This window comes from Paraburkholderia gardini (genome assembly GCF_907164575.1).
Lineage (GTDB): Bacteria > Pseudomonadota > Gammaproteobacteria > Burkholderiales > Burkholderiaceae > Paraburkholderia > Paraburkholderia gardini.
The window spans coordinates 84,776-98,445 of the sequence record NZ_CAJQYY010000008.1 but is presented as its reverse complement, the minus strand read 5'-3'; the positions used below and the strand labels follow the sequence as shown (position 1 = coordinate 98,445).

General features: G+C 63.7%; 11 protein-coding genes. 5 read left to right on the top strand and 6 right to left on the bottom strand.

From position 1 onward, the window contains the following. The first annotated feature begins 2 nt into the window (after window positions 1-2). Complete coding sequence (rpmG, locus tag LPA34_RS08550) at window positions 3-170, top strand: 50S ribosomal protein L33 (RefSeq protein WP_121281636.1); 168 nt, start codon at window positions 3-5, stop codon at window positions 168-170. 224 nt (window positions 171-394) lie between these two features. Further along, window positions 395-1,993: an L-aspartate oxidase gene (gene nadB, locus LPA34_RS08545; RefSeq protein WP_228976973.1), complete on the top strand. Its 1,599-nt coding sequence runs from the start codon at window positions 395-397 to the stop codon at window positions 1,991-1,993. 57 nt (window positions 1,994-2,050) lie between these two features. On the opposite strand, the gene nadC is transcribed toward nadB, so the two are convergent. From nadC to purN, 6 genes are all read right to left on the bottom strand, one after another. Further along, entirely contained in the window at window positions 2,051-2,950 is a 900-nt protein-coding gene (nadC, locus tag LPA34_RS08540) for a carboxylating nicotinate-nucleotide diphosphorylase (protein ID WP_228977165.1), read from the bottom strand. Next, the gene (gene nadA / locus LPA34_RS08535; RefSeq protein ID WP_228976972.1) at window positions 2,950-4,086 is read right to left on the bottom strand and encodes a quinolinate synthase NadA; all 1,137 of its coding nucleotides are present in this window, start codon (window positions 4,084-4,086) and stop codon (window positions 2,950-2,952) included. The genes nadC and nadA overlap by 1 nt, the downstream gene beginning before the upstream one ends. 130 nt (window positions 4,087-4,216) lie before the next feature. Beyond that, window positions 4,217-5,413, bottom strand: coding sequence for a DesA family fatty acid desaturase (locus LPA34_RS08530; protein ID WP_228976970.1), 1,197 nt, complete (start codon window positions 5,411-5,413; stop codon window positions 4,217-4,219). 218 nt (window positions 5,414-5,631) lie between these two features. Further along, window positions 5,632-6,984, bottom strand: coding sequence for a mechanosensitive ion channel family protein (locus LPA34_RS08525; protein WP_228976967.1), 1,353 nt, complete (start codon window positions 6,982-6,984; stop codon window positions 5,632-5,634). A 60-nt stretch (window positions 6,985-7,044) separates the two neighbouring features. Next, window positions 7,045-8,373: an RsmB/NOP family class I SAM-dependent RNA methyltransferase gene (locus LPA34_RS08520; RefSeq protein ID WP_228976965.1), complete on the bottom strand. Its 1,329-nt coding sequence runs from the start codon at window positions 8,371-8,373 to the stop codon at window positions 7,045-7,047. Then, complete coding sequence (gene purN, locus LPA34_RS08515) at window positions 8,370-9,026, bottom strand: phosphoribosylglycinamide formyltransferase (protein ID WP_228976964.1); 657 nt, start codon at window positions 9,024-9,026, stop codon at window positions 8,370-8,372. The genes LPA34_RS08520 and purN overlap by 4 nt, the downstream gene beginning before the upstream one ends. A 126-nt stretch (window positions 9,027-9,152) precedes the next feature. On the opposite strand from purN, the gene LPA34_RS08510 reads away from it, so the two are divergent. The 3 genes from LPA34_RS08510 to lspA all read left to right on the top strand — a co-directional run bounded on the left by LPA34_RS08510 (window position 9,153) and on the right by lspA (window position 13,630). Continuing rightward, on the top strand, window positions 9,153-10,148 hold the full coding sequence (locus LPA34_RS08510; protein WP_228976962.1) for a bifunctional riboflavin kinase/FAD synthetase: 996 nt from the start codon (window positions 9,153-9,155) through the stop codon (window positions 10,146-10,148). 144 nt (window positions 10,149-10,292) lie between these two features. Beyond that, the gene (gene ileS, locus LPA34_RS08505; protein WP_228976959.1) at window positions 10,293-13,130 is read left to right on the top strand and encodes an isoleucine--tRNA ligase; all 2,838 of its coding nucleotides are present in this window, start codon (window positions 10,293-10,295) and stop codon (window positions 13,128-13,130) included. Then, window positions 13,130-13,630, top strand: coding sequence for a signal peptidase II (lspA, locus tag LPA34_RS08500; protein ID WP_228976958.1), 501 nt, complete (start codon window positions 13,130-13,132; stop codon window positions 13,628-13,630). The genes ileS and lspA overlap by 1 nt, the downstream gene beginning before the upstream one ends. Window positions 13,631-13,670: the final 40 nt, after the last annotated feature.

The window sequence follows — 13,670 nt, the reverse complement described above, 5'->3', positions numbered from 1 at the left end:
TCATGGCAAAAGGCGCACGCGACAAGATCAAGCTGGAATCGACCGCTGGTACGGGTCATTTCTACACCACCACGAAGAACAAGCGCAACATGCCGGAAAAGATGGCGATCATGAAGTTCGATCCCGTCGTCCGCAAGCACGTTGAGTACAAGGAAACCAAGATCAAGTAATCCTGGTTTTCGTTGTTCGACGAAAGTTTGACGACAAAAAGCCCCGCATCCGTGCGGGGCTTTTTGTTTTTCCGCCCCGGTTCCACCCCGCCTGGTTCCACATCAGCCATCCGGCCAGGTTTCCCTCCTGCCATCAGCGCGGTATCCTCTACCGCCTGAACGACGTACACGTAGTGCGTCCAGTTGATAGAAGCCAGAGACAGGAAACACGGAGAAGCAGGAACATGAATTTCGATGTAGCGATTGTCGGCAGCGGGTTGGCCGGTTTGAGCGTCGCGCTGAATCTGGCGCAGACGCGGCGCGTTGCGGTTATCGCCAAACGTTCGATGACCGAGGGCGCCAGCGACTGGGCGCAAGGCGGCATCGCCGCAGTGCTCGATTCCGCGGACAGCATCGAGAATCACGTCCGTGACACCCTGATCGCCGGCGGCGGTCTATGCGACGAAGCGGCCACCCGCCATATCGTTGAACACGGGCGGGCTGCCATCGAGTGGCTGATAGCCCAGGGCGTGCCGTTCACCCGGGACGATGCAGCAGAACTGGGCTTTCACCTGACACGCGAAGGCGGCCACAGCCATCGCCGCATTATTCACGCTGCCGACGCCACCGGCCACGCGGTGGTCACTACGCTGAGCGAGCGCGTGCGTCACCACCCGAATATCACGCTGCTCGAAGACCACTGCGCGATCGACCTGATCACATCGGACCGGCTCGGCCTGCCCGGGCGGCGCTGCCATGGTCTCTATGCCCTGGATATCACCACCGGCCGCACTGTGACCATCGAGGCGCCCCATACGGTCCTCGCAACGGGCGGCGCAGGCAAGGTCTACCTGTATACGACGAACCCCGACACGGCTACAGGAGACGGCACGGCGATGGCCTGGCGCGCGGGATGTCGCGTGTCGAACATGGAATTCATCCAGTTCCATCCCACGTGTCTGTTCCACCCGTACGCGAAATCGTTTCTGATATCCGAAGCCGTGCGCGGCGAAGGCGGTGTCCTGAGGCTGCCCGATGGCACGCGCTTCATGCCGAATCACGACTCGCGGGCCGAACTCGCGCCACGCGACATCGTCGCACGTGCAATCGACTTCGAAATCAAGAAGCGCGGCATCGATTGCGTCTATCTCGACATCAGCCATCAACCCGCCGCTTTTCTGCACGAACACTTCCCGACCATCCTCGCGCGGTGCCTCGAATTCGGCATCGACATCACGAAAGAGCCCATTCCGGTTGTGCCGGCTGCGCATTACACGTGCGGCGGCGTCGTTACGGACCTGGCGGGGCGCACCGATCTGGCCGGCCTGTACGCGGTCGGCGAGACGTCCTGCACCGGTCTGCACGGCGCGAACCGGCTCGCCAGCAACTCATTGCTGGAATGCCTCGTCGTGGGAAGGTCCACGGCCGCTGCGATCGAAGAGGAAGGATTCGGCGCGGCCGTCCATGCGCCACTGCCTGACTGGGACGAGAGCCGCGTCTCCGATCCGGACGAGGAAGTTGTCGTCGCGCACAACTGGGACGAGTTGCGCCGGCTCATGTGGAACTACGTCGGCATTGTCCGCACCGACAAACGGCTCGCGCGCGCGAAGCATCGGCTCGCCCTCTTGCGTGACGAAATCCACGAGTACTACGCCAACTTCAAGGTCAGTCGCGATCTGCTCGAATTGCGCAATCTGGTCGACGTGGCTTCGCTGATTGTCGAAAGCGCCCGCTCGCGTCGCGAAAGCCGCGGGCTGCATTTCAGCCGCGACTGGCCCGCGGCACTGCCGAAGGCGCTTCCCACCGTGCTCTCATCGGAGCGCGTGTCCAATCGCACGATCTGAGATGCAAAAAAACCCGCGGCGATGCGGGTTTTCTACTACCAGGTGAACCGCGCCCAGTCAGAGCAATCGCATCGAGTAGTCCGTCGCGCGTACGTCCTTTGTAAGCGAGCCGATCGAAATGCGATCGACACCCGTTTCCGCGATCGTCCGTACCGTGTCGAAATTCACGCCGCCCGACACTTCGAGCACCGCTCTTCCCGCAGTGATGCGAACGGCGTCGCGCATTGCGTCGAACGTGAAGTTGTCGAGCAGGATCGACTGCGCGCGATGCGCGAGCGCGGCTTCGAGCTGCGCAAGTGTCTCGACCTCGATCTGGATCGACACGTCCGCATTGAGCGCCAGCGCCGCGTCCATCGCCGCGCCAACGCCGCCAGCGGCTGCAATATGGTTTTCCTTGATGAGAATGCCGTCGTACAACGCGATCCGCTGATTGACGCCGCCGCCAACGCGCACCGCGTATTTCTGCGCAAGCCGCAGACCGGGCAGCGTCTTGCGTGTGTCCAGGATACGCGCCTGCGTATGCGCGATCGCGTCGACGTAACGCCGCGTCACGGTAGCCACGCCCGATAGCAGTTGCAGGAAGTTCATCGCGTTGCGCTCGGCGGTCAGCAGTGCGCGCGCCGGGCCGCGCAGCTCGCACACTGTCGTGTCGGCAGTCATGCGCTCGCCCTCGCGGTAACGCCACTTCACGTCGATACGCGGATCGACGCAACGCATTACCTCGTCGAACCACGACACGCCGCACAACACGGCATCTTCCCGCACGATGATGCGCGCATCGCGCAGATCGTCCGCCGGCACGAGTCGGCCGGTGAGGTCGCCGCTGCCGATATCTTCAGCAAGCGCGTCCGCTACGTTGCGCGCGATCGCGGCGTCGAAAGCGCCGCCGTATTGCGCGCGGATTTCCGCGTAGAGCGGCGAAACTGCTTCCGCGCGGACAAATTCAGACGCTCCCATCATGCTGCCCCCACGTTCTGGAACAACGTCGTATCCCGTGCGAGATCGCCGCTCGCCTGCACGCGTTTCCTGTGTTGCGCGGCAAACGCCAGCATCCGGTCGATCGGCAGACGCGCGCGCTCGCCAATCGCGCGATCGACGGTAATTTCATTGTGCCCGCGTTCCAGCACGTCGGCGAGATTGGCGAGACCGTTCATCGCCATCCATGGGCAGTGCGCGCAACTCTTGCACGTGGCACTGTTGCCGGCCGTCGGTGCTTCGATGAACGTCTTGCCCGGCGCGGCCAGACGCATCTTGTGCAGAATCCCGAGATCGGTTGCCACGATGAAGTGCGTTGCGTCGAGACGCTGGGCGGCGTCGATCAACTGCGTCGTCGAGCCGACGACATCGGCCTGCGCGACCACGCCTTCCGGCGATTCCGGATGCACCAGCACCCTGGCGCCGGGATATTCCGCGCGCAGCAGATCGAGTTCGATGCCTTTGAATTCGTCGTGAACGAGACAGGAGCCCTGCCACAGCAGCATGTCCGCGCCGGTCTTCTTCTGAATGTAGCCGCCGAGGTGACGGTCCGGCGCCCAGATGATCTTTTCGCCGCGCGCATGAAGATCGGCGACGATCTCGAGCCCGATCGACGATGTCACCATCCAGTCCGCACGCGCCTTCACGGCCGCGCTGGTGTTGGCGTAGACGACCACGGTGCGATCCGGATGCGCATCGCAGAACGCGGAAAACTCATCGACTGGGCAGCCAAGGTCCAGCGAACAGGTCGCGTCGAGATCCGGCATCAGAATGCGCTTGTCCGGACTCAGAATTTTTGCCGTCTCGCCCATGAAACGCACACCGGCAACGACAAGCGTCCGGGCGTCATGATCGCGGCCGAAACGCGCCATCTCCAGCGAATCGGCAACACAGCCGCCGGTCTCGTCGGCCAGTTCCTGCAACTCGGCGTCGACATAATAATGCGCGACGAGCACCGCCTTTTCGCGCGCAAGCAGCGCACGTATACGCGTTTTCAACGCCACCTTCTCCTGCGCCGACGGCACGTCGGGCACCTTCGCCCACGCCTGACCCACGCCGCACGTCAAACCCTGTGTCTGCGGCCGGTCGTATTCGACGCTCCTGATCGCCTGATTCATGATCTCCTCTGCCCTGCTGATCTGCCATCGCGCACTTCGCGCACGTTTCGCCAGCCCAAAAAGCAAAACCCCGCCAACGCGGGGTTTTGTGACGTTCCGAAATTTTAAAGTATTTCGGGATCAGCCGGGATCAGGCATAACGACGAAGTCGCAGCGCAAATTCCTGCAGCGCCTTGATACCGCTTTGTTCGGCACGATGGCACCAGTCCTGCAATTGCACCAGAAGCTGTTCGCGCGATGCGTTGGAGCGCTCCCACATCGCTGCCAGCTCGCTACGCAGTTCGATGTACGTGCGCAACTTCTGGCTGTTAGCGAAAAGCTGCGGAAGTTGACGCTTCTGCGGTTCGTCGAGACCGTCTTCTTCCTTGTGAACCCACTTGCGTGCGCCACGCATCAGTTGATACTTCTCACGCGCGCCACCTTCTTTCAGGTGGGCCAGTTCCTGGCGATACGCGCGCTTGAGCGCCTTGCCGTAACGCGCCATCACTTCGTAGCGGTTCGCGAGCACGGCTTGCAGCGTGTCCTGATCGAGCACCAGCTTGCCCGACGTGAGGCGCGGCGTCGGCGCGATCTTCTTCACCTTGGCCAGCCTGAACGCGGACATGATGCGGATGTACATCCAGCCGATGTCGAACTCATACCACTTGTTCGACAGCTTTGCCGACGTGGCATACGTGTGATGATTGTTGTGCAGTTCCTCGCCGCCGATCAGGATGCCCCACGGGAAGATGTTCGTGCTCGCATCCGCCGAGTTGAAGTTGCGGTAACCCCACCAGTGTGCGAGGCCGTTCACGACGCCGGCCGCCCAGAACGGAATCCAGATCATCTGCACGGCCCACACGCTCAGGCCGACGATGCCGAACAGCGCGACGTTAATGACCATCATCACGCTGATGCCGAGAATCGGATACTTCGTGTAGACGTTGCGTTCGAGCCAGTCGTTCGGCGTGCCGTGGCTGAACTTGCGCAGCGTTTCCTCGTTTTTCGCTTCAGTGCGATACAGTTCCGCGCCTTCGAGCAGCACCTTCCAGATGCCCCGTGTTTGCGGGCTGTGCGGATCTTCTTCGGTCTCGCACTTCGCGTGGTGCTTGCGGTGAATCGCAGCCCACTGCGCCGTCAGCATGCCCGTGGTCATCCACAGCCAGAAACGGAAAAAGTGGCTGGCGACAGGGTGCAAATCAAGCGCGCGGTGCGCCTGGCAGCGATGGAGATAGACCGTCACGCCGATGATGGTGACGTGCGTCACCGCGAGCGTATAAAGCACGAGTTGCCACCACGAGAGACGAAGCAGGCCGTGGGCAAGAAAGTCGAGCAGGGAGTTCAGCAAGTCAGTTTACCTGTGTGACGTGCGACATCTGCCGAGAAGACGGATGTCAAGAAAGTGAAAGCATGCATCAAGATTCGACGGCATTTTACTAGAACCGTTCCAAGTGTATGTAACAAATGAGGATTTTTTTGTAGCATCGCAAAAAATATGCGATCTGGAAGCCCTAAATCCGGGCAAATCGTGCTGCGAATTGGGGGTGGCAACACCGTCCCGCCAAGTCAGGCGCCGTTGTCGGCTTTGCCGGTGGTTTGACCGGTCAGAGTTACTGCCTGCGACAGAATGTCGCCGCCACCGACGATCCGCACTTCGCGTTGCGCGAACGGAATGGAAATACCGTTGGCCGCGAACAGCCGCCAGATATTCAGGTTGATCGCCGAGCGCACGCCTGAAGTGCCCTGTGCGGCGTTCTCGATCCAGAAGCCGAGCTCAAGGTTGACGCCATCGGTGCCGAAGCTGACGAGGTACGGCGTCGGCGCTGGCTCCTGCAGCACACGGGGTACGTCTTTCGCGGCTTCGACGAGCAACGTCATCGCCTGATCGAGATCGGACGTGTAGGCGATCTGCACCGCCGCCTTCGCGTAACCGCGCGTCAGATACGACGACTGGTTCTGCACGACGTCGGTGATGAGCTTCTCGTTCGGGATCAGCGTTTCGATGCCGTCGAGTCCGCGCACAACCGTATAGCGCGTGCGGATCTGCGTCACCATGCCCTGCAGGCCGGTCACGTTGATCGTGTCGCCGATGCGCAGCGACCGGTCGATCAGGATGATGAAGCCCGACACGTAGTTGCTCGCGATCTTCTGCAGGCCAAACCCCAGCCCGACACCGAGCGCGCCGCCAAACACGCCGAGCACGGTCACATCGATGCCCACCAGCGACAGGCTGATCAGGATCGCGGCCAGCATCAGCAGCGCACGTCCGACGCGCGCGAGCACGACCTTCAGGTTCGCATCGAGCGTGGTCGAGCGCGTCAGGCGGTCTTCGAACGCCGAGCCAAACCACATCGCGACGATCATCGTGACGCAGACCCACAGGAGGCCCGTCGACAGCGACAGCAGCGTCATATGCGCGCTCGCGACCCGGAATCTGACGCTTCCCATCCACGCGAGCACGGCGTCCTGGATGCCCATCACAGTCAGCACCATGCCGATCCAGACGACCACCGAGATAACCTTCTCGAAGAGGAACAGCAGGCCGTGCGCCTCGCCATCGGTGCTGAAGACGCGGCGCGCGAAATAGAACGCGATGTAGATCAGGCCGATACCGAAGAGCGGCACGAGCGCGAGATCGAGCAGCGCCGTATGCATGAAATGCGCGGTGATCGTGCTCGCGAGCCACACGAACACGCCGCCGACGAGCGGAAAGAACGCCTTGTTGAGGCTTTCCGCGCCGAAGTGCAGCTTCTCGTAGCGCGTCTGGCGCCGCAGGTCGAGCGTGCGGCGCAACAGGCGCGCGACGATCCATGCGACAGCCAGCGTGGCAACCAGGATCGCCGCCTGCCACAGGATCACCGGCTGACCGAAGTCGCGCGCGATGTCGCCCAGCATGTGAGAAAAAAGACGTTCTTCCATGATTGTCCATGCCCTTCCAGCGCCCGGCCGCGCGTACCGCGGCGGCGGGCGCTTTTGGGGTTACCCGGCGGCGTCTGCCGTATCGGTCGCTTCGGTCGCTTCGGTCCCGGCAGGTGCAGCAGCCGCCACGGGCGTCCTGCGCTCCATCACGGCCGCAAAGAAACCGTCTGTCGCGTGAAGATGCGGCCACAGCGACAGGTAGTCGCCCATCGCCAGGTCGATGCGCTGCTCGGTGAGCACCTCGCCAGCCGGAATCAGCACGAAATCCGGATGACCGGCGAGGAACTGCTTCACGACCGCTTCATTCTCGGCGTCGAGAATGCTACAGGTCGCATACACCAGCCGGCCGCCCTTCTTCACGAGACGCGCCGCGCTCGCCAGGATCGACAGCTGTTTCGGCGCCAGTTCGGCGACCGATTCCGGCGACTGGCGCCACTTCAGATCCGGATTGCGACGCAGCGTGCCGAGGCCGCTGCACGGCGCATCCACCAGCACACGGTCGATCTTGCCCGCGAGGCGCTTGATCTTCGCGTCGTGTTCGCTGTCGATCAGCACCGGGTTCACGTTCGACAGACCGCTGCGCGCAAGGCGAGGCTTCAGCTTCGCGAGACGCCGCTCGGAAATATCGAATGCATAGAGACGGCCCGTCGAGCGCATCGCGGCGCCGAGTGCGAGCGTCTTGCCGCCCGCGCCCGCGCAGAAATCGACGATCATCTCGCCGCGTTTCGGCGCGACCAGCGAGCACAGCAACTGGCTGCCTTCGTCCTGCACTTCGACCCAGCCGTTCTGGAACGCGTCGAGTTTCGTGAGCGGCGGCTTGCCGACCACGCGTACGCCGAACGGCGCGAACGGCGTCCGACCGGCTTCGATGCCGGCCGTGCCGAGCGCTTCGAGCAGGTCGTCGCGGCTCGCCTTGATCGGGTTGGCGCGCAGGTCGAGCGGCGCCGGGTAATTCAGCGCCGCGGCGAGTTGCGCCAGCTCCGCCGGCTCGAACCGGCTCGACAGCGCCTGGTAGAGCCAGTCGGGGAGATTCAGCCGGATGCGCAGCGGCAGGCTTTCCGGATCGATCTTCGAGACGTGTTCGAGCCAGGTCGATTCGGCTTCCGAGACAAACGGCCTGATCGCCGAGCGCCCCGCCGTCTGCATCAGCCCGAGCAGCGCGAGACGCCGCGCCGGGCTGCCGGTGCCGCTTTCCGCCAGATGCGCGAACTCCATCCGGCGACGCAGCACCGCGAACACCGCTTCGGCGATCACACCGCGCTCGCTGTGGCCGAGCTTCGGATGCGCGCGGAAAAAGCGGCTCGTGGCTGCGTCCGCGGGACCCGCGAACTTCAGAACGTCCGCAAGCAGTGTCTCAGTTTGTCCAATCAGAAAACCATGCAGCCTCATACGCCCTCCCCGGCGGTTTGACCGGCGAAGAGCCATTGGGGCTCTTCCGGCGGCGTAAGCGTGACGCGCAGCCCGTCAAGGGCAAGACGCCCCTCGACGAACCAGCGCACGGCACGCGGATAAATGACATGTTCGGTGGCAAGCACGCGCGCGGCCAGCGCCGCGGCGTCGTCGCCGGCCAGCACGGGCACCGCCGACTGGACGACGATCGGCCCATGATCCAGTTGCGACGTGACAAAATGCACGGACGCGCCGTGCAGCCGGACGCCCGCGTCGAGCGCCTGCTGATGCGTTTTCAGGCCGGCGAAGCTCGGCAGCAGCGACGGATGCACGTTGAGCATCCGGCCGGCGTAACGGTCGACGAAACCCGGCGTGAGCACGCGCATGAAGCCGGCAAGCGCCAGCAGATCGGGCGAGAAGCGGTCGATTTCAGCGGCGAGCGCGGCGTCGAACGCCTCGCGGTCTGGAAACTGGCGGTAGTCGACGACCACCGTGGCAATGCCTTGCGACGCCGCGAAAGCAAGACCCGCGGCGCCTGGACGGCTGGCAATCACGGCGGCGACCTCGGCCGGCCATTGTTCGCGCGAACACGCGCGAACAATGGCTTCCATGTTGCTTCCCCGTCCGGAAATCAGGATGACGAGTTTTTTCATCCGCGGATTTTAACATTCAGGGGCCCCGCAAACCGGGCCGCGCCGCCGTGCTGACGCCTGAGCGTTTATAATCGTTTGTTTTGCGGCATCTGGCCCACTCTACTCAAACTCGCCACACCCGCTATCGTGAGAGTCTTCCGCGGTCTTCCCAATGCTGAAAGCCGTGCGCCGTGCGCACTGACCATCGGCAACTTCGACGGTGTCCACCGCGGCCATCAGGCTTTGCTCGCGCACGTCCGCGCGGCCGCCGATGCACGCGGCCTGCCCGTCTGCGTGATGACCTTCGAGCCCCACCCGCGCGAATTCTTCAACCCGGCCGCAGCCCCTCCGCGCATCGCGATGCTGCGTGACAAGCTCGAGGCGCTTCGCATGAACGGCGTCGATCGCGTCGTCGTCGAGCATTTCAACCAGACGTTTGCCAGCCAGTCGCCGGATGCGTTCGTCGAGCGGATCATCGTGAACGGCCTGCACGCGCGCTGGGTCATGATCGGCGACGACTTCCGCTACGGCGCGAAGCGCGCGGGCGACTTCAATTCGCTGAAGGCGGCGGGCGGGCAGCACGGCTTCGAAGTCGAGCAGATGGCGACTGTCGCCGATCCCTCCGGCGCGCGGATTTCCAGCTCCGGCGTGCGCGCGGCGCTGGTCGCGGGCGACCTCGATTCGGCGCGTGCCGCGCTCGGCCGCGATTACCTGATCAGCGGGCACGTCGTGCACGGCATGAAGCTCGGCCGCGACCTCGGCTTTCCCACCCTGAATCTGCCGATCGCGCACAGGCGGCCGGCACTCGCGGGCATCTTCGTCGTGCGCGTGCATGGCGTCGAGGCGGAACCGCTGCCGGGCGTCGCGAGCCTCGGCCTGCGTCCGACCGTCGACGATTCCGGGCGCGTGCTGCTCGAAGTGCACCTGCTCGACTGGCATGGCGACGCGTATGGCAAACTCGTGCGCGTCGAATTCCTGAAGAAACTGCGCGACGAGGAGAAATACGTCGACCTCGAAACGCTGACCGCTGCGATCTCGCGCGACGTCGCCAATGCGCGCGCGTGGTTTGCGGCCGTCGGCGCGCGTGTGCCGGGCAGCCGCTCGACCGGCTTCGCCACCTCGGCCACCGACCGAATTAGATAACCGCCGCGGTACGTGTCTGGCCGCAAGCCGCACGTGCCCTCGCCGCGCGCACCGGACAGCGCCAGTCGCCCACGCGACCAGCCTGCCTGACGCGCACCATGCCCCGCGTACTCCGCGACACACAGCATTCACCGCGACCTGATCATGAGCAACAAGAAAGCCGATTCGAAACCGCAGTCCCGCTACCCGGTCAACCTGCTCGACACGCCGTTCCCGATGCGCGGCGACCTGCCCAAACGCGAACCGCAATGGGTGAAGGAATGGCAGGAGCGCAAGATCTACGAAAAGATCCGCGCCGCCAGCCGTGGCCGCAAGAAGTTCATCCTGCACGACGGCCCGCCGTATGCGAACGGCGACATCCACCTCGGCCACGCGGTGAACAAGATCCTGAAGGACATGATCGTCAAGGCGCGCAATCTCGCGGGCTTCGACGCGGTCTACGTGCCGGGCTGGGACTGCCACGGCATGCCGATCGAAATCCAGATCGAAAAGCAGTTCGGCAAGTCGCTTCCCGCCATCGAAGTGATGCAGAAGGCGCGCGCCTACGCGAGCGAGCAGATCGAAAAGCAGAAGGTCGGGTTCCGCCGTCTCGGTGTGCTGGGCGACTGGGACAACCCGTACAAAACCATGAACTTCGCGAATGAAGCCGGCGAAATCCGCGCTCTCGCGAAGATCATCGAAAAAGGCTACGTGTTCCGCGGCCTGAAGCCGGTGAACTGGTGCTTCGACTGCGGTTCGGCGCTCGCCGAGGCGGAAGTCGAATACAAGGACAAGACCGATCCGACGATCGACGTGCTGTTCAGCTTCGCCGAGCCGGAAAAGACCGCGCAGGCGTTCGGCCTCGCGGCGCTGCCGCGCAGCGAGGGCGGCATCGTCATCTGGACGACGACGCCGTGGACGATCCCCGCCAACCAGGCGCTGAACGTCCATCCAGAGATCACGTACGTGCTCGTCGATACGCCGCGCGGCTTGCTGATTCTGGCTGAGGAGCGCGTCGAGGCGTGCCTGAAGCAGTACGGTCTGGAAGGTCACGTGATCGCGACGGCACCTGGCGCGAACCTCGCGAACGTGCGCTTTCATCATCCGCTGGCGTCCGCGCATCCGGACTATCGCCGCACATCGCCGGTCTATCCCGGCGACTACGTGACGACCGAAACGGGTACGGGCATCGTGCACTCGTCGCCGGCGTACGGCGTGGAAGACTTCGTGTCGTGCAAGGCGCATGGCATGGCGGACTCCGACATCATCGGCCCGGTCATGGGCGATGGCCGCTATATCGAATCGCTTGCGCTCTTCGGCGGGCTGTCGATCTGGGCGGCGAATCCGAAAATCGTCGAGGCGCTCGAAGCCGCCGGCTCACTCCTGCGCACCGAAAAATACACGCACAGCTACATGCATTGCTGGCGCCACAAGACGCCCATCATCTACCGCGCGACTTCGCAGTGGTTCGCCGGCATGGACGTCAAACCGAACGACACGAACAGGACGCTGCGCGAAACCGCGCTCGAAGGCATCGAAAACACGGCGTTCTATCCGTCGTGGGGCAAGCAGCGCCTCTTCAGCATGATCGCGAACCGCCCTGACTGGACGCTGTCGCGTCAACGTCAGTGGGGCGTGCCGATGGCGTTCTTCGTGCACAAGGAAACGGGCGAACTGCATCCGCGCACGCTGGAACTGCTCGAAGAAGTCGCGAAGCGCGTCGAGCAGGGCGGCATCGAAACGTGGCAGTCGCTCGATCCGCGCGAACTGCTCGGCGACGACGCCAACATGTACGAAAAGAACCGCGACACGCTCGACGTCTGGTTCGATTCCGGCACGACGCACTGGCACGTGCTGCGCGGCTCGCACAAGGATGAACTGCAGTTCCCGGCGGACCTGTACCTCGAAGGGTCGGACCAGCATCGCGGCTGGTTCCACTCGTCGCTGCTCACCGCTTCGATGCTCGATGGCCGCCCGCCGTACAACGCGCTGCTGACACACGGCTTCACCGTCGACGGCGAAGGCCGCAAGATGAGCAAGTCGCTCGGCAACGGTATCGACCCGCATGAAGTGGCGAACCGCCTCGGCGCGGAAATTATCCGCCTGTGGATCGCCTCGACCGACTATTCGGGCGAACTCGCTATCTCCGAGGAAATCCTGAAGCGCGTGACGGAAGGCTACCGGCGCATCCGCAACACGCTGCGCTTCCTGCTCGCGAACCTGTCGGACTTCGACTTCGCGAAGGACGCGCGTCCGGTCGGCGACTGGCTCGAAATCGACCGCTATGCGGTCGCGCTGTCGGCCGGTCTGCAGGCGGACATCCTCGCGCACTATGAGAAGTACGAGTTCCATCCGGTCGTCGCAAAGCTGCAGACGTTCTGCTCGGAAGACCTCGGCGGTTTCTATCTCGACGTGCTGAAGGATCGCCTGTACACCACGGCGGCCGGTTCGGTCGCGCGCCGCTCCGCCCAGACCGCGCTGTATCACATCGCACACGGCCTGCTGCGTCTGATGGCGCCGTTCCTGTCGTTCACCGCCGAAGAAGCATGGAAAATCTTCCAGCCGTCGGGCGAAACGATTTTCACGGAAACGTATCACGCGTGGCCGGACGTGCCGCAATCCGCCGCGCTCGTCGACAAGTGGACGCTGCTGCGCGAGGTGCGCGGCAACGTGACGAAGGCGCTGGAAGAAGCGCGCGTCGCGAATATGATCGGTTCGTCGTTGCAGGCGGAAGTCGAAATCCGCGCGAGCGGCGCGCGTTACGACGCGCTGACGAGTCTCGGCGACGACCTCAAGTTCGTGCTGATCACCTCGGCGGCCACGGTCGTGAAGGTCGAAACCGCCGAAGAAGAAGGCGTCGAAGTCATCGCCTCGAAATATCTGAAGTGCGAACGCTGCTGGCACTATCGCGCGGACGTCGGCACGCACGCCGACCACCCGTCGCTGTGCGGCCGCTGCTTCAGCAACCTCTTCGGCAGCGGTGAAGCAAGGAGCGCGGCATAATGGCCAGAACGGTGTCGAAACCTGCCGGCGGATCGCTGGCGCCGTGGCTGGGCGTCGCGCTGATCGTCATCCTGTTCGACCAGTTGTCGAAGATCGCGATTGCGAAGGTGTTCGCGTACGGCCAGTCGGTCGCGCTGACACCGTTCTTCAACCTCGTGCTCGTCTATAACCGCGGCGCGGCGTTCAGCTTTCTCGCAGCGGCGGGCGGCTGGCAGCGCTGGGCGTTCACGGCGCTCGGCGTCATCGCGGCGCTGGTGATCTGCTATCTGCTCAAGCGCCACGGCAGCCAGCGGATGTTCTGCACGGCGCTGTCGCTGATTCTGGGTGGCGCGCTCGGTAACGTGATCGACCGGCTGGCCTACGGCCACGTGATCGACTTCCTCGATTTTCACGTGCGCACGTGGCACTGGCCGGCGTTCAACATCGCCGACAGCGCGATCACGATCGGTGCCGTGCTGCTCGTGTTCGACGAACTGCGGCGCGTGCGCGGCGCGCGCTGATCCGGCGCGCTTTTTACGCCTGATTTTGCGGGCTTGATCG